At 71.3% G+C, this 16,092-nt stretch carries 13 protein-coding genes; 10 read left to right on the top strand and 3 right to left on the bottom strand.

Features of this window, described 5'->3' with window-relative positions; genetic code table 11:
- Together ESO86_RS03295 and ESO86_RS03300 are read left to right on the top strand one after the other, a co-directional pair.
- Positions 1-1,067: M23 family metallopeptidase (locus ESO86_RS03295; RefSeq protein ID WP_207206997.1), on the top strand; the 1,067-nt coding region annotated here is incomplete at its 5' end.
- A gap of 344 nt (positions 1,068-1,411) precedes the next feature.
- Positions 1,412-2,371, top strand: a complete 960-nt coding sequence (locus tag ESO86_RS03300; protein ID WP_129233465.1) for an endonuclease domain-containing protein — start codon at positions 1,412-1,414, stop codon at positions 2,369-2,371.
- A 231-nt stretch (positions 2,372-2,602) separates the two neighbouring features.
- Here ESO86_RS03300 and ESO86_RS03305 read toward each other — a convergent pair whose 3' ends face one another.
- Positions 2,603-4,285, bottom strand: a complete 1,683-nt coding sequence (locus ESO86_RS03305) for a glycoside hydrolase family 13 protein (protein WP_129233466.1) — start codon at positions 4,283-4,285, stop codon at positions 2,603-2,605.
- Between the two features lie 251 nt (positions 4,286-4,536).
- Here ESO86_RS03305 and ESO86_RS03310 point away from each other — a divergent pair, with 251 nt between their 5' ends.
- From ESO86_RS03310 to ESO86_RS03320, 3 genes are all read left to right on the top strand, one after another.
- On the top strand, positions 4,537-5,775 hold the full coding sequence (locus ESO86_RS03310) for a sugar ABC transporter substrate-binding protein (RefSeq protein WP_129233467.1): 1,239 nt from the start codon (positions 4,537-4,539) through the stop codon (positions 5,773-5,775).
- Positions 5,776-5,857: 82 nt separating this feature from the next.
- On the top strand, positions 5,858-7,480 hold the full coding sequence (locus tag ESO86_RS03315; protein WP_129233468.1) for an ABC transporter permease subunit: 1,623 nt from the start codon (positions 5,858-5,860) through the stop codon (positions 7,478-7,480).
- The gene (locus tag ESO86_RS03320) at positions 7,477-8,472 is read left to right on the top strand and encodes a sugar ABC transporter permease (RefSeq protein WP_422836471.1); all 996 of its coding nucleotides are present in this window, start codon (positions 7,477-7,479) and stop codon (positions 8,470-8,472) included. The genes ESO86_RS03315 and ESO86_RS03320 overlap by 4 nt, the downstream gene beginning before the upstream one ends.
- A 68-nt stretch (positions 8,473-8,540) precedes the next feature.
- Here ESO86_RS03320 and ESO86_RS03325 read toward each other — a convergent pair whose 3' ends face one another.
- Together ESO86_RS03325 and ESO86_RS03330 are read right to left on the bottom strand one after the other, a co-directional pair.
- On the bottom strand, positions 8,541-10,673 hold the full coding sequence (locus tag ESO86_RS03325; protein ID WP_129233469.1) for a COG1470 family protein: 2,133 nt from the start codon (positions 10,671-10,673) through the stop codon (positions 8,541-8,543).
- Positions 10,674-10,752: 79 nt separating this feature from the next.
- Positions 10,753-11,070 (bottom strand): PAAR domain-containing protein, encoded by a 318-nt coding sequence (locus ESO86_RS03330; RefSeq protein ID WP_129233470.1) that lies wholly within the window; start codon positions 11,068-11,070, stop codon positions 10,753-10,755.
- 167 nt (positions 11,071-11,237) lie between these two features.
- Between ESO86_RS03330 and ESO86_RS03335 the strand changes: the two genes are divergently transcribed.
- The 5 genes from ESO86_RS03335 to ESO86_RS03355 form a co-directional block, all read left to right on the top strand.
- Positions 11,238-11,861 carry a response regulator transcription factor gene (locus ESO86_RS03335; RefSeq protein ID WP_129233471.1) on the top strand — a complete coding sequence of 208 codons (624 nt, stop codon included), beginning with the start codon at positions 11,238-11,240 and terminating at the stop codon, positions 11,859-11,861.
- A gap of 103 nt (positions 11,862-11,964) precedes the next feature.
- Complete coding sequence (locus ESO86_RS03340; protein WP_129233472.1) at positions 11,965-12,603, top strand: Pvc16 family protein; 639 nt, start codon at positions 11,965-11,967, stop codon at positions 12,601-12,603.
- A 1-nt stretch (position 12,604) separates the two neighbouring features.
- Complete coding sequence (locus ESO86_RS03345) at positions 12,605-14,656, top strand: ATP-binding protein (protein ID WP_129233473.1); 2,052 nt, start codon at positions 12,605-12,607, stop codon at positions 14,654-14,656.
- A gap of 125 nt (positions 14,657-14,781) precedes the next feature.
- Positions 14,782-15,501 (top strand): eCIS core domain-containing protein, encoded by a 720-nt coding sequence (locus ESO86_RS03350; protein ID WP_129233474.1) that lies wholly within the window; start codon positions 14,782-14,784, stop codon positions 15,499-15,501.
- 255 nt (positions 15,502-15,756) lie between these two features.
- On the top strand, positions 15,757-16,092 hold a 336-nt coding region (locus tag ESO86_RS03355), incomplete at its 3' end, for a hypothetical protein (RefSeq protein ID WP_207206998.1).

Below are 16,092 nucleotides of genomic sequence, written 5' to 3' on the forward strand. Positions count from 1 at the left end.
GGGCCGTGGAGCGCCGCGCAGTGCGGCCGGCCCCGAGGCTCGACGCGCTCCCCGCCGACGCCCGCCGATCCGCGGCATCCGACCCCGCCGTCATCACCGCGACCGACGTGAGCGACCTCTTCGGGCTCGGCCACCGCGAGGACCGCGACCTCGACGCGAGCCTCGAGGCAGCTCGCCTCGAAGGTCGGACCGCTCCGTCGTCCGCCGGTCCGCGCGAATCCGGCCACCCCGCGGCATCCGCCCACCGCACGCCCGTCGGCCGACGGACCCCGGCCGATCGTCGCGCGCCGCAGCGCCCCGAGGGACGCGCTCAGGACGGACCCTTCTCGTCGAAGGCCGCGCCGCGGCCGTCTCGGAAGCGCGCGCTGACGACGCGGTTCGCGAGCGTCGTCGCCATGGGATTCGTCGCGATGCTCGCCGTCGCGACATCCGTCCCGTCGCTCTCGCTGCTCACCCCCGCGGAGGTGCAGGCGATGGCGCTCTCGCAGAACACCGGCACCACGCTCGACGGGCAGCGCGTCGACATCTCCGGCGGCGCGCTCGCCGCGGGCGTCGGGCGCGAGGACTACCAGGCGCAGACCATCGAGGAGTACGCGCAGGCCGCGGGCATCCGCGCCGAGGCGACATTCACGAACAACCCGCTCGGCACGGTCCAGTGGCCCTTCGCGGTCGGCGTGCACATCGGCGACCGGTTCGGCTACCGCAACTGCTACGGCTGCTCGTCCAACCACCGCGGTCAGGACTTCAACCCCGGCCTGGGTGCGCAGATCCAGTCCATCGCCGACGGCGTGGTGTCCAACTCGACCGATTCGGGCGGCTCGCTCGGCGTCGTCACCATGGTCGACCACGTCATCGACGGCCAGGTCATCACGAGCGTGTACGCGCACATGGAGTACGGCTCGCGCCGCTTCGAGGTCGGCGACACGGTCGAGGTCGGCGACGTCCTCGGCACGACCGGCAACACCGGCATGTCGACGGGCCCGCACCTGCACTTCGAGATCCGCATCGGCGGGATCAACGGGGACTGGGTCGACCCGCTCGAGTGGCTGTACGCGAACACCAACTGACGCGGCATCCGTCGTCGGCGCGCAGCCGCTCCGCCCGTCTGCGGCCCGGCCGCTGCAGGCTCGGCTCGTCTCGTGCCGTGCCGTGCGTTCGGACGATGAGGTGAGTCTCGGTCCGCCCGACGAGGGCATGGACGCGTTCATCCTGCGAACTCGATCCGGCCGATGACGGCCCGGGCCCCGCCTGTCGCGGATTCGCAGGATGAGGCGGAACGTCGGCCCGGTTCGCGTGAGCATGGCGCGTGCCATCCTGCGAACTCGTTCCCGGCCCAGCCCGCCTGGCGCGGTGCGCGTGGGTTGTGCACAGGGCGGCTCCGCAGCGACACCGTTCGGCCAGACTGCGGGGCGTGCCCGACTCGCCGTCCGTCGACCCTGCCGCCGCCATCCGAACCCACGGGGGAGCGCTGCCCTACCGGACCCTCGACGAACTCGGCGTGCCGCGCACCGCGGTCCGGGCTGCGGTCCGCGACGGAGGGCTCCTGCAGGTTCGGGAGCGGTGGTTCGCCGTGCCGGATGCGCCGGCCGACGTGGTCCGAGCGGTCCGGGTCGGCGGGAGCCTGACTGCGACGTCCGTCGCCCGGCTCGAGGGGCTCTGGATCCGCGACGACCGGCGCCTGCACGTACGCGTTCCCCGCACGGCGGGGCGGTTGTGGTCGCCATCGCCGGTGCCGGCGCTCGGTCCCCGGATTCCGCTCGACCGCACGGCTCACGGCGTCTGCGTGCACTACCGGACGGTTGTTGGCCGCTCGACCGCGCGCGACGGAGTGGTGCTCGCCCTGGCCGAGATGGCGGCGTGCGCGCCACGACTCGACGCGCAGATCGCGGTCGACTCCGCACTCTCGCTCGGCAGGATCACGCGCGACGATCTCGGGGTGCTCCGCGGCATGCTCGGTGCGAGTCGTCGGCGCATCGCGGACGAGGCCGACGCCGGATGCCAGTCCGGGACCGAGACGATCGTGCGCCTGCTGCTGCGTGGACGCCGCGTGCCGCATCGAACGCAGGCATGGATCGCGGGTGTCGGGTACGTCGACGTGCTCGTGGGGGATCGGCTGGTCGTCGAGATCGACGGTGAGGGATTCCACACCGGTCCCGAGTTCGAGCGCGACCGGCGTCGCGACTTCGAGCTCGCGATGCGGGGGTACCTGGTCTTCAGGGTGAGCTACTCGATGGTGATGCACGAATGGCCCGCCGTGCGCGAGGGCCTGCTCGCGCTCGTCGAGCGCGGTGAGCACCGATGGGGCGCGCGGGCGCGCGAGCACGAGCGCGATGTGCGTCGTTCGCTCGCGCGGCGGCATCCCGGCGCGTGACTCACCCGCCGAGTTCGCAGGATGACGCGGCTCACCTGGCGCCTACGGCGGGCATGAGGCGGCTCATCCTGCGAACTCGCGACGGTGCCCGGCCGTGCGGCGCCGGGCCGATCGAGTTCGCAGGATGAGGGGCGCCTGGGTGCCCGGTGGGAGGGGATGGCGCGTGCCATCCTTCGAACGTGCGCGGTCGGGCGCCGCGGGGGCGCGCGTCGCCCGACGCCTGGCTCGCGGCTACGCCGCGAGCCAGGCGGTGGTGTCGCCGGGGAGCGTGCGGCCGTCGAGGACGGCGCTCGCGAGGATCACGTCGCCCGCGGGGAGCTCGACCGGGTCGCTTCCGGTGTTCGCCACGACGAGCACGCTCCCGTTGCGGACGGCGAGGACGTCGTCGCCGAAGCCCTCGATCCACTCGAGGTCGCCGGTCGCGAGCGAGCGCGCGCGGCGCTCGGCGAGGAGCGAGCGGTACAGCTCGAGCGTCGAGCCGGCGACGCCCCGCTGGCGGTCGCGGGCGAACTCCGCCCACTGGGCCGGCTGGGGGAGCCAGGTCGTGTCGGTCGGGCCGAAGCCGTAGGACGGCGCGTCGGACTCCCAGGGCAGCGGCACGCGGCATCCGTCTCGGCCGTAGCGCTCGCCGTCGGTGCGGAACCAGGTCGGGTCCTGGCGGGCCTCGTCGGGGAGGTCGACGGCCTCGGGCAGGCCGAGCTCCTCGCCCTGGTAGATGTAGGCGGAGCCGGGGAGGGCGAGCATGAGCGCCGTCGCCGCCCGTGCGCGGCGAAGGCCGACGACGGGGTCGGGAAGGCCCGGGCTCTTCGGCCCGATGCCGTGGCCCTGCAGGCTGTCGGCGGTGAGTGCGAGGCGCGAGGCGTGGCGGATGACGTCGTGGTTCGAGAGCACCCACGTCGAGGGTGCGCCGACCGCCGCGAACGTCTCGATCGAGTGGTCGATCACGGAGCGCAGCGGCGCCGCCTCCCACGGGGTCTCGAGGTAGGCGAAGTTGAACGCCTGGTGCATCTCGTCGGGGCGGACCCACTTCGCGACGCGCGCCAGAGGATCGACCCACGCCTCGGCGGCGAGGATCCGCTCGCCGTCGTACTCGTCGAGCACCTTCCGCCAGTCGCGGTAGACCTCATGCACGCCCTCCTGGCCCCAGTACGGCGCGCCGACGTTCTCGTCGTGGATCTCGGGCTCCAGCGGGACGCCGCCCTCGAGGCCGTGCTGGTTGCCCCCCATCGAGCCGGCGTCGGCGGGCGGGGTGTAGTCGGGGAGCCCGTCGGCCTTGATGAGGCCGTGCGCCACGTCGACGCGGAACCCGTCGACGCCGCGATCGAGCCAGAAGCGCAGGATGCGACGGAACTCCTCGCGGACCTCCTCCTGCTCCCAGTCGAAGTCGGGCTGCGAGCTGTCGAAGATGTGGAGGTACCACTGGCCGGGGGTGCCGTCGGGGTTCGTGGTGCGGGTCCACATCGACCCGCCGAAGACCGACTCCCAGTTGTTCGGCGGGAGTTCGCCGTGCTCGCCCTTCCCGTCGCGGAAGATGTAGCGGGCGCGCTCGGGGCTGCCGGGGGCGGCGGCGAGCGCCTCCTGGAACCAGGGGTGCCGGTCGCTCGAGTGGTTCGGGACGAGGTCGACGATGACCTTCAGTCCGAGCCGGTGGGCCTCGGCGAGCATGTCGTCGAAGTCGGCGAGCGTGCCGAAGAGCGGGTCGACGTCGCAGTAGTCGGCGACGTCGTAGCCGGCGTCCTTCTGGGGCGACGTGTAGAACGGCGAGAGCCAGATCGCGTCGACGCCGAGGTCGGCGAGTTCGGGCAGGCGCGAGCGGATGCCGGCCAGGTCGCCCATGCCGTCGCCGTTCGCGTCGGCGAAGGACCGGGGGTAGATCTGGTAGATCGCGGCGGTGCGCCACCATTCGGAAGTCATGGAGAAAACCTTAAGCCAATCTCAGTTATCTGGAAGCGCTTGCACGTTCAGGCGCCCCGCAGGAGCCTACCAAGCCGGTATCGATCATGTAACGCCGAGTTGTCAATGTGACGCGAAGCAGGTATACCTGAAACCGCTTGCAATCACATCGCGGGCAACCACATACGGAAGAACGGCCTTTCGAGCACGGTGCGCGGAACTCCCCACCAGGCGAAGGCGCCGATCTCACGCACACTGAGAAGGGCACACCAATGCGGGTGAACAAGAAGAGCCTCCTCGCGGCCGGCGCTGTCGCCGTCGTCGCGACCCTGGGTCTCGCTGGCTGCGCCGGCAGCGACTCGGGCGAGGGCGACAACGGCGCATCGGCCGGCGGCACGCTGACCGTCTGGGTCGACGCCGAGCGCGTCGACGCGCTGAAGGGCGCAGCCGAGGCCTACACGGAGGAGACCGGCGTCGAGGTCGAACTCGTCGGCAAGGACAACGCCACCATCAAGGACGACTTCATCCAGCAGGTGCCGACGGGCGAGGGCCCCGACATCACCATGGGTGCGCACGACTGGCTGGGCGAGCTCTCGACCAACGGCGTCGTGGCTCCGCTCGAGCTCGGCGACTCGTCGGCCGACTACCTCCCCGTCGCGATCGACGCGGCGACCTACGAGGGCACCGTCTACATGCTCCCCTACGCGGTCGAGAACATCGCCGTGCTGCGCAACGCCGACCTCGTCCCCGAGGCCGCGACGAGCTTCGACGACATGATCGCCAAGGGCGAGGCCGCCGGCCTCGAGCAGCCGTTCGTCGTCGAGCAGGGCGCCGAGGGCAACCCCTACCACCTCTACCCGTTCCAGACGGCGTTCGGCGCACCGGTGTTCGGCAGCGACGCGGAGGGCTACGACCCCAGCGACCTGCAGCTCGGCAACGAGGGCGGCGTGGAGTTCGCGAACTGGCTCGCCGGCCAGGGCAAGAACGGCACCGGCGTCTTCAACACCGACATCGACGGCGACATCGCCAAGCAGGCCTTCCTCGACGGCACCGCGGCCTTCTGGCTGACCGGTCCGTGGAACGTCGGCTCGGCCATCGACGCCGGCCTCAACGTCGCGATCGACACCGTGCCCAGCCCGACCGGCGACGCTGCCTCGCCGTTCGCCGGCGTCAAGGGCTTCTTCGTCTCGTCCGAGTCGGAGAACAAGGTCGCCGCGAACGACTTCCTCGTGAACTACATCGGCACCGAGGACGTCCAGCTCGAGCTGTTCGAGGCGGGCAACATCCTGCCCGCGCTCTCGGCCGCCGCCGAGACCGCCTCGAGCGACCCGATCATCGAGGGCTTCGCGGCCGTCGGCCAGGAGGCCGTCCCGATGCCCGCCATCCCCGCCATGGGTTCGGTGTGGCAGTACTGGGGCATCGCCGAGGCCTCGATCATCAACGGCGAGGACCCGACGGCGACCTGGGAGAAGCTCGCCGCCGACGTCCAGGCTGCGATCGACGCCAAGTAACGCCTGAGGCTCCGGGCCGGATGCCGCGAGGCATCCGGCCTGGAGCCACTCGCATCCCCAGCGTTCAACGAGAGAGCAGCAGATGAGCACCACGATCGACGAGGACGTCGCCACCGGGTCGGCGACTCCGCCCACGAAGCGGCAGAAGCGTGCCGCACGCATCGCGGACGCCGCGTCAGGCGGCATCCGCTCCATCCTGGTCAAGCTCCTGCTGCTCGGCATCGTCGACGCGATCGCGGTCTACGCGATCCTCGTCCTCGCGCTCTCGCAGGACTGGCTGATCCTCGCGATCGTGGTCGGCGTCACCGTCCTCGTCAACTGGATCTACTTCTCGCGGCGGGCCCTCCCGGCGAAGTACCTGACGCCGGGCGTGATCTTCCTCGTGCTGTTCCAGGTGTTCGTGCTCGTCTACACGGGCTACATCGCGTTCACCAACTACGGAACCGGGCACAACGGCTCCAAGGAGCAGGCGGTCAGCTCGCTCATGGCCGCCTCGCTCGAGCGCGTGCCCGACTCGCCCACCTACCAGGTGACGGTCGTCGACCAGCTCGGCACGCTCGGCCTGCTCGTCACCGACCCGGACGGAGACACGAGCCTCGGCACCACCGAGCAGCCGCTGCAGCCCGTCGACCCGACCGAGGTCGACGGCGGCAAGGCCGTCGCCGTCGACGGCTGGACCACGCTGCAGTTCAGCGACGTGATCGCCCGCACCAACGAGATCACCGAGCTCGCCGTGCCGTTCTCCGACGACCCGAACGACGGTGCCATCCGAACCCCCGACGGATCGAACGGCTACCTCTACACGTCGAACCTGGCGTACGACGAGGCCGCGGGCACGATGACCGACCTCTCGACGGGCACGGTCTACTCCGACATCGGCACGGGCGCCTTCACCGCCGAGGACGGCACCGAGATCCTGCCCGGCTGGCAGATCACCGTCGGCTTCGACAACTTCGTCCGTGCCGTCACCGACACCCGCCTCGCGGGGCCGCTCGTGTACGTCACGCTCTGGACCTTCGCGTTCGCGCTCATCTCGGTCGCCACCACGTTCTTCCTGGGCCTGTTCCTCGCGATCGTCTTCAACGACATGCGCATGAAGGGCCGGCGCTACTACCGCGTCGCGATGATCATCCCCTACGCGATCCCGTCGTTCCTCTCGGCGCTCGTCTGGGCGGGCATGATGAACGAGAGCTTCGGCTTCATCAACCAGGTGATCTTCGGCGGGGCCTCGATCCCATGGCTCACCGATCCATGGATGGCCAAGCTCTCCGTGATCATCGTGAACCTCTGGCTCGGCTTCCCGTACATGTTCCTCATCTGCACGGGCGCGCTGCAGTCCATCCCCGACGACGTGAACGAGGCCTCCAGCATCGACGGCGCCTCGGCGTGGCAGACGTTCCGCCACATCAAGCTGCCGCTGCTGCTCGTCTCCGTCGCTCCGCTGCTCATCGCGTCGTTCGCGTTCAACTTCAACAACTTCAACGTCATCTACATGTTGACGAACGGCGGGCCGCGCGACACCGGCGCGCCGATCCCGGTCGGCTTCACCGACATCCTCATCTCGATGGTCTACAAGGTGGCCTTCACCGGCCAGAACCGCGACTACGGCCTCGCCGCGGCCTACTCGATCATCATCTTCATCGTGGTCGCGGTGATCTCGATCATCGCGTTCCGCCGCACCAAGTCGCTCGAGGAGATCAACTGATGGCCGACAAGGACACCAAGCAGCCGCGTCGGTCCTGGGTCGAGAGCCCCGACATCGAGGGCGAGATGCTCGCGCTCTCGCTCGAGGCGCAGGCCGAGCGAGACGAGCGCCCGCGCGGGGTGCCGGTGAAGCACCCCTTCCGCTTCGGCAAGTGGTTCGCGGCGACCGGATGGCGCCACCTCGTCGGCCTCGTCGTCGTCGCCTTCGCCCTCTTCCCGGTCGTGTTCGTGATCTCCTCGTCGCTGAACCCGAACGGCACCCTGACCGGTTCGAACGCCCTGTTCTCGCAGATCGGGTTCGACGCGTACGCGCGGATCCTCACGAACCCGCAGGTGCCGTTCACGACCTGGTTCGCGAACACGCTGATCATCGCGGGCATCACGGCGATCCTGACGGTGTTCCTCGGTGCGCTCGCGGCGTACGCGTTCTCGCGCATGCGGTTCACGGGCCGCCGGTTCGGCCTCATCACGATCGTCGTCGTGCAGATGTTCCCGCAGATGCTCGCCGTCGTCGCGATCTTCCTCGTCATGAGCGCGATCAGCGACTGGTTCCCGGCGATCGGCCTGAACACCCACATCGGACTCATCATGGTCTACCTCGGCGGAGCGCTCGGCGTGAACACGTACCTCATGTACGGGTACTTCAACACGATCCCGGCGTCGATCGACGAGGCGGCGAAGATCGACGGCGCCGGACACGCGCGCATCTTCTTCACGATCATCCTGCGGCTCGTGGCCCCGATCCTCGCGGTCGTCGCGCTGCTCTCGTTCATCTTCTCGGTGAACGAGTACGTCGTGGCATCCGTGATCCTGATCGAAACCGAGAACCAGACGCTCGCGGTGGGCCTCACGAAGCTCGTCTCGAACCCGCGGTACGCGGACTGGGCGGCGTTCTCGGCGGGCGCCGTCATCGCGGCCCTCCCCGTCGTGCTGCTCTTCCTCTACCTGCAGAAGTACATCGTCGGCGGGCTCTCGGCCGGCGCCGTGAAGTAGGCAGGGCTCAGGGCGACGACGGATGCCGCGCGCGGAGGCCCCGCGTCGCGGCATCCGTCGTCACCGGCTCACCCGAACGTGAAGTCGAGGGGCTGGATCTCGGTCGCGTCCCACCGGATCGGCCATCCGCCCGGGACGTCCGCGCCGCCGGCGAGATCGTCCTCGTCCTCTGGCGGGTAGGTGAGCACGCTCGCCTTCGCGAGCAGGTCGGCGTGGTCGGTTCCGTCGAACGTCGCATCGTCGTCGACCGAGAACGTCAGCTCGATGTCGGGGAGCTCTCCGTCCGCCGGTTCCTCGAGGGTGCAGACGCGCTCGCGCCCGTCGTAGGTCGCACATCCGATCGGGTCGTCGACCAGGTCGATCCGATCCGACCAGTCGAACTTCACCCGGATCAGCCGGGAGCCGTCCTCGGCGGCGCTCCGGTCGTCGAAGATCGCGGCGGTCAGCTCCACCGTCGCCTGAACCTCGTCGCCGGGTGCGGCCGAGGCGGGATCGAACTCGACGTCGACCGGGAACACGTCGGCGCCCAGCACGAGCGGCCCCGCGGCCGGCGGGACGAGTCCCGCGTCGAGCTCCTCGTCGCCCTCGGTGATGCCCACCGCCTCGAGCGAGACGAGTCCCGCGTCCGACTCGCCGACCGGAACCCGGATCGGCACGAAGATCCACTGCGTCTCGAGCGCGCCGCCCACCCACCGGCCGCTTCCCTGCTCGGCCGACGGGACATCGACCGGGAAGTCGACGACGCAGACGTCCTCCTCGACGGACACGCACGCGCCGGCACCGTTCTGCAGGAAGGCGCCGAAGAGGTTGGGCGGCTCGGCGAAGTCCGGTGTCGCGATCCGGAACGCGAAACGCGCGTCGTCGGAGTTCGCGTCGAGCGAGCGATGCACCGCCATGACGTACTGGCGCGTGCTCGACTCGGGGTCGGGCCGGTACGCCTCGACCTGCATCCAGTACGGCGGTGCGTCGGTCGTGATCTCGACCCGCTCCGCGAAGCTCGGGCCGATGCCGGGATCGACCTCGGAGACGCGGCTGTCGTCGACGCTCACGAGTCGGGTCGGCTTGGCGCTCACGGTGCCCGAGAACCCCTCGGGAGGCACCGTGAACTCCAGGTCGGCCTCCGGGCGGAGCGTGCCCGGGTCGATCAGGCACTGGTCGCCGGGTCGCACGAGCCCGGGTGCGTCCGGCTCGCGGAGGTCGTCGGTCGAGGCGTCGAGCCATCCGAGGCACGAATCGCCCGCGAGGGCGAGCTGTTCGGGCCAGGTCACGGCGACGGCGACGAGCGCGTCCTGCGGAGCATCCGCTGCATCGACCGCGACGGTCGCGACGACGGCGCCGGCGGCGGGATCCGGGTCCGCCGGCGCGGTCAACTCCGTGACGACGCTCACCGGCTCCGCGGTCGGCGTGGGCGTCGGGGTTCCGGTCGCGGCCTCGGTCGTGGCGACCGGGCGCGCGATGCCGGTGATGCCGTTCCACAGGAGGACGGCCAGCCCGATGAACACGCCCAGTCCGATCACGGCGGCTCCGACGATCGCCGCGACGAACGTCCAGCCGGGCAGGAGCGGGAGCTGCCGGAACGTGCCCTCGAGCGTCACCGACGGCTGACCCTCCGGCGTCACCGTGACGGTGAAGTCGTGCTGCTCGGGGTCGCCCCGCCACAGCACGCCCCGCGCGTGCACGCGGAGCCCGACCTCCTGGGTGGATCCGGCCGGGAGTGCCACGCGCGGGCGCTCGATGGTCAGCTCGAGGTTGCCCGCCGAGACGGCGAGGTCGGCCTCGGCGTGGGCGTTGCCCGCGTTCGTGACCGAGATGCGGGTCGACGCGCCGCGACGCCCCTCGAGCGTGGGCGGCGACAGAACGGCCGCGACGTCGCTGAACGACTGGATCGTCGCGATCGCCTCGAGCACGAGGAAGTCGTCGGGGTTGCCGGCGGGAACGACCCTGAAGCGCACGACCATCTCGCCGACGGCCCAGTTCTCGCCGTGCGCGAGCCGCATGGTGGCCACCGCGGTTCCGGTCTCGCCGGGGTGGACGAGCACCGTGTCCGGCTCGATGACGATGAGGTCGGCGGCATCGTCGATCGCGGTGAGCCGGTACGCCTCGACGTCGTCGCCCTCGTTGCGGAGCGTCAGCGTGAACTGCTCCGTCGTGCCCGGAGTGATCGTGAGCGAGGCAGGCTCGATGTCGGCGACCGTGGCCATGCATCCGACGCTACGAACGGGTGCGCCGCACGTGTCGGCCCTCCGACCCGCCTTCCGGGCACCGGACGTGCCCTTTCGGTCACCCGCCGATGATCACGGTCGCCGCGCCCGGGCCCGGAACGATGGGCACGCCGTGCATCGACGTGTCGCCGACCCGCGCGGCCGGGAAGCCGCCGATGAGCACCGTCGTGCTGCCCATGACGATGCCGTTCGGGGCCGGTGAGGCGCACACGATCCCGCCCGGAATGCCGTTCGCCACCGCCGCGGGCATGCCCGCGATCAGCACGGTCGGGATCGCCGCGACGGGGGTGATCGGTCCGCCAGCGTGCGGAATGACGCCGTCGACGAGCGGGCACACGGCCATGTCGCCGACTCGGAGCGCGGGACCGACGGGCATGCACGCACGCTACCGAACGCGCGCCGGCGCGCGGCCGGGTTCCGGGGCGGGCGAAGGGGCAACGACGCCGCCCGTTGAGGTCACGTTGAGTGCGCGGAGAGCGGTGACGGCCATGATGCTCGCGACGGCACGTCACCACGCCGTCCGCCAGCGCCGAGGAGGAAGCCATGTCCCGCATCGCCGTCCGCGTGTACGCGCGGGATCCGATCTCCGAGGCCGGAGTGACGAGTGCGCTCCGACCGCGACCGGAGGTCCGGGTCGTCTCAGCCGACGAGCAGGACGCCCCGGACGTCGTGCTCGTGATCGTCGACGCGGTCGACGACGAGTCGCTCAACACGCTGCGGTTCGTCCGCCGCAACGGCGAGGCCAGGGTCATCCTGATCGCGTCGGAGCTCGACGACCAGGATCTGGTCCGCGCCGTCGAGAGCGGCGCGGTCGGGTTCGTCCGCCGATCCGAGGCGACGACCGACCGGCTCGTGTCGTGCATCGTCTCGGCGGCAGCGGGGGAGGGCACCGTTCCGCCGGACCTGCTCGGGCGGCTGCTCGACCAGGTCGGCCGACTCCAGCGCACGGTGCTGGACCCGCGCGGCATCGCGTTCACCGGTCTCGCATCCAGGGAGATCGAGGTGCTCCGGCTCGTCGCCGACGGGTGGGACACGGCGCACATCGCGGCTGAGCTCTGCTACTCGGAGCGCACCGTGAAGAACGTGCTGCACGACGTCACGACCCGCCTGCAGCTCAGGAACCGCTCGCACGCCGTCGCGTACGCCATGCGCGAGGGCCTGATCTGACGCTCCGGCGTCCCCGCGGCTTGCCCGAGGAGGAATCCGACGCTGCCCCCGCGGATGCCCCGGCTCCGCCGACCGGTGCACGGCGCCGGACCACACTTGACGCATGATCGGCGAGATCGACGACGCGATCCGCGCCCTCGTACGGCGGTCCGAGGGGATCGCCGCGGACATCGAGGTCGCCCTGGACGCGCCCACGAAGGAGTGGGCGGCCCGCCGCAACGCGCCGACGGTCGACCTGTTCCTGTACGACATCCGCGAGGACATGCGCCGTCGCGAGCACGGCTTCACCGAGGTGCGGGACGAGCACGGCGTCGTCACGAGCCGCGTGCCCGCACCCCGGTTCTTCAAGCTCTCGTACCTGGTGACGGCGTGGACGCAACGACCTGACGACGAGCATCGCCTGCTGGATGCGCTGCTGCGGTGCTTCCTCCAGTACGACGCGGTACCGGATTCGTTCGTCGTCGAGACGCTGGCCGAGACTGGCCTTCCGTGCTCGATCAACGTGGCGCTGCCCCCGCCGGAGGACCGTGCGTTCGCCGACGTGTGGTCGTCGCTCGGCGGCGAGTTGAAGCCGTCGCTGGACGTCGTCATCACCGCGCCGATGACGCGCGGGATCTCGTACCCCGTCGGCCCGCCGGTCGATCGCGTCGAGACGCGTCTCAGCGCCGCCGCGCTCGGCGTGACCGACGAGGTCCGGAGCCTGCCGCGTGTCGGCCCGGACCGTGCGCGATCGAGGAGGTGACATGATCTCCGACCCCGGCATCGTGCACCTGCTGGGTCGGGTCGGCGTCATCGAAGACCGGATCCGACGACTGGTGGCCGCGCGGCGCGCGGTCGATCCGCAGCCGGACGACCCGTTCCGCGGGCTCTACCTGAGCGACGAGATGGTCGATCGGCTGCTGGCGGGCGCACCCGGGGTGCCCGACTGGTCGGATGCCTCGGCGCGACTGGCCGAGACCGAGCAGGCCGCCGACCTCGCCGAGGCCGCGGGGCACGCGCTTCGGCTCAGGCGCCTGTCGCAGGCGTTCGGACTGGGGCCGATCGACGAGGACCTGCTCGTGATCGCGTTGGCGGCCGACCTGGATCCGAGGTTCGAGCGGTTCTTCGGCTACCTCAACGACGACGTCGGGCGCCGTCGGCCGTCGTTCGCGCTCGCGCTCGAACTCTGCGGCGTGCCGCTCACGTCTGCGGCCGACCGGGCCCGCCTCATCTCCGGACCGCTCGTGTCGGGCGGGCTGGTCGTGGTCGAGGACGACGACCGTCCATTGCCGGGTCGGGCGGTGCGCGTGCCGGATCGCGTGGTCGGGCACCTGCTCGGCGACGACGGACCCGATCGCGCACTCGAAGGAGTGCTGCGCGACCCGTCGTCGGTCGAGTGGGGCGACCCCAGCCGGGTGTCGGCCGCGCTCGCGGCGGGCATCCGTCTCATCCACCTCCGCGAGCCCGCGACCGGGTCGGGCGAGGCCGTCGCCCATCGAGGCCTCCGATCCCGGGGCCTCGGCGCACTCTTCCTCGACCTGTCGCGCCTCGGCGCCGAGCACGAGGCGATCCCGCTCGCGCGCGCTGCCGTCCGGGAGGCCCGGCTGCGCGGATGCGGCCTCATCATCGGGCCGCTCACCGACGAGACCCCTGCCGGCCTGGTCGAGGAGCTCGCCGACTCGCCGCAGCCGACCGTCTTCGTCGGCGACACGGCCTGGAACCCGACGTGGTGGCGCGAACTCCCCGCGATGATCGACGTGGAACCGTCCACGGTCGACGACCGCGCCCGACTGTGGCGCGACCTGCTCGGACCGGTCGCCGAATCCATCGACGTCGCCGAGGTCACCGGCCAGTTCCGGCTCCGGCCCGAACAGGTGCAGCGCGCCGCGCGCACGGCGCGCACCGAGGCGACGGTGTCGAGGACGGGGGAGCTCACGGCCGACGACCTCGCGGCCGGAGCCAGGGCGGAGAACGCGTCGGCGCTCGACCGGCTCGCGCGTCGCGTCGACCCGAGGGTCGGCTGGGACGACCTCGTCCTGCCGGCGGCGCCCATGAACGCCCTCCATGAGATCGAGCTGCGGGCTCGGCACCGGGAGCAGGTGCTCGGCGACTGGGGGATGCGACCGGGCGGCGGCCGCGGCCACGGCGTCGTCGCGCTCTTCGCCGGCGACTCCGGCACGGGCAAGACGATGTCGGCCGAGGTGGTCGCGGGCGGGCTCGGCCTGGACCTCTACGTCATCGACCTGTCGACGGTCATCGACAAGTACATCGGCGAGACCGAGAAGAACCTGGAGCGGATCTTCCGCGCCGCGACGGGGACGAACGCGGTGCTGCTGTTCGACGAGGCCGACGCGGTGTTCGGCAAGCGCAGCGACGTGAAGGACGCGCACGACCGCTACGCGAACGTCGAGAGCGCCTACCTCCTGCAGCGCATGGAGACCTTCGACGGGCTCGCGATCCTCGCCACGAACCTGCGGGCGAACATCGACGAGGCCTTCACCAGGCGCCTCGACGTCATCGTCGACTTCCCGATGCCGGACGCGGCCCACCGCTCGAGGCTCTGGGACCGGAGCCTCGGCAGCCGACTGGGCCGCGACGACGACATCGACCTGGAGTTCCTCGGGCAGTCGTTCGAGCTCGCCGGAGGCGCCATCCGCTCCGCCGCCATCACCGCCGCGTACCTCGCGGCGTCCGAGCACGGCACCGTGCGCATGAAGCACCTGATCGTCGCGGTGCACCGCGAGTACCGCAAGCTCGGCCGGCTCGTCGTCGAGCGCGAGTTCGGCAGGTACTGGGCCGAGGTGGCGAGCGGATGACCGGACTCGCGTCAGGAGCCCGCCGTGCGGCCGTACGGGCGGTTCGACGTGCCCGAAAGGGCAGACCTCGCCCGTGACGGCCGCTGCGGCGGTCCAATGGAATCGGGCGATCGTGGAGGTGGACCATGCACGCACACGACTGGGATCCCGCCGAACCGGCGACGGTCCGGAAGGCGGAGACCGTTCGCGAGGCATCGGCGTCCGCCGCTGCGGCGGGCCTGGCCGCTCGACGGCCTGAGGCGATCGGGCCGGCCGGGATGCTCCGCCTGCAGCGCGAGGCGGGAAACGGCGCGGTCAGCGACCTCGTGGAGGAGGGGCGATCGCCCGTGCACGACGTGATCTCGTCGGGCGGCGCCGCGCTCGAGCCCGGGCTGCGGACGGACATGGAGCAGCGGTTGGGCGCCGACTTCGGCGACGTCAAGGTGCACACGGATGCTCCAGCTCACGAATCCGCGCGGTCGGTGAACGCGCACGCGTATACCGTCGGGTCGCACGTCGTGTTCCAGCGCGACGCGTACGATCCCGGTTCGACCGAGGGGCGCACGACGATCGCGCACGAGCTCACGCATGTCGTGCAACAGCGATCCGGCCCGGTGGACGGCTCGCCCGCCGGCGGCGGCATCAGCGTGAGCGATCCGGGCGACCGGTTCGAACGGGCTGCTGCCGACAACGCGGCTCGCGTGATGAGCGAGCCGGCGCCCGTTCAGCGGCAGGCCGACGACGCCGCCCCGGCCCCAGCGGTGCAGCGCCAGGGCGAGGAGGAAGAGGAGGCCGAGGCCGTGCAGGGGCTCTTCGTCCAGCGCCAGGAGGCCGAGGAGCCGGAGGAGGAGGAAGCGGCCGGCTGAGCCGCGACCCGCATGCCGGAGGCATCCGCATCGCTCGACCCGACGCACGACCCCTGACCGGAGCGGACGTCGATGACACTCGCCGCGGACACCAGACGCGACCGACCGGTCGTCGATCGACACCCGCCCGGCGGCATCCGGTCGGCGACGGCCGCCGCGCTCGCCGCCGCACGCCGGACTGCGGACCGTGGGGGTGGACCGTCGCCCGGAAACGAGGCGATCCTCGCACTCCAGCGCGCGGCGGGGAATGCGGCGGTGAGCGCACTGGTCGCCGCGAAGTGGCGCAGGCCGAGCAGCGACGCGATCGTCGAGATCGACGGGGCCCTCGTCGAACTTCGCCGCGACGAACCCGACATCGACCGTGTCGAACGCGGGCTCAAGCAGGCGAAGGCGGCCGGGATCCCGGTCGACCTCGAAGGCATGAAGCCGCCGGCCTCGGCGCTCGCGGTGCGGATCACCGGCTTCGGCCCCGGCTCGGTGCCGGCGAAGAAGCCCGTCCCGCCGCCGAAGCCCGTGCCGGCCGTCTCGCCGCTCGGGAAGGCCGCGGCCAAGCGCATGACGGTCAAGCCCCGGGCAGCGGCGGCGGGTCCG

The sequence above is a fragment of the Agromyces binzhouensis genome (genome assembly GCF_004135055.1).
Taxonomy (GTDB): domain Bacteria; phylum Actinomycetota; class Actinomycetes; order Actinomycetales; family Microbacteriaceae; genus Agromyces; species Agromyces binzhouensis.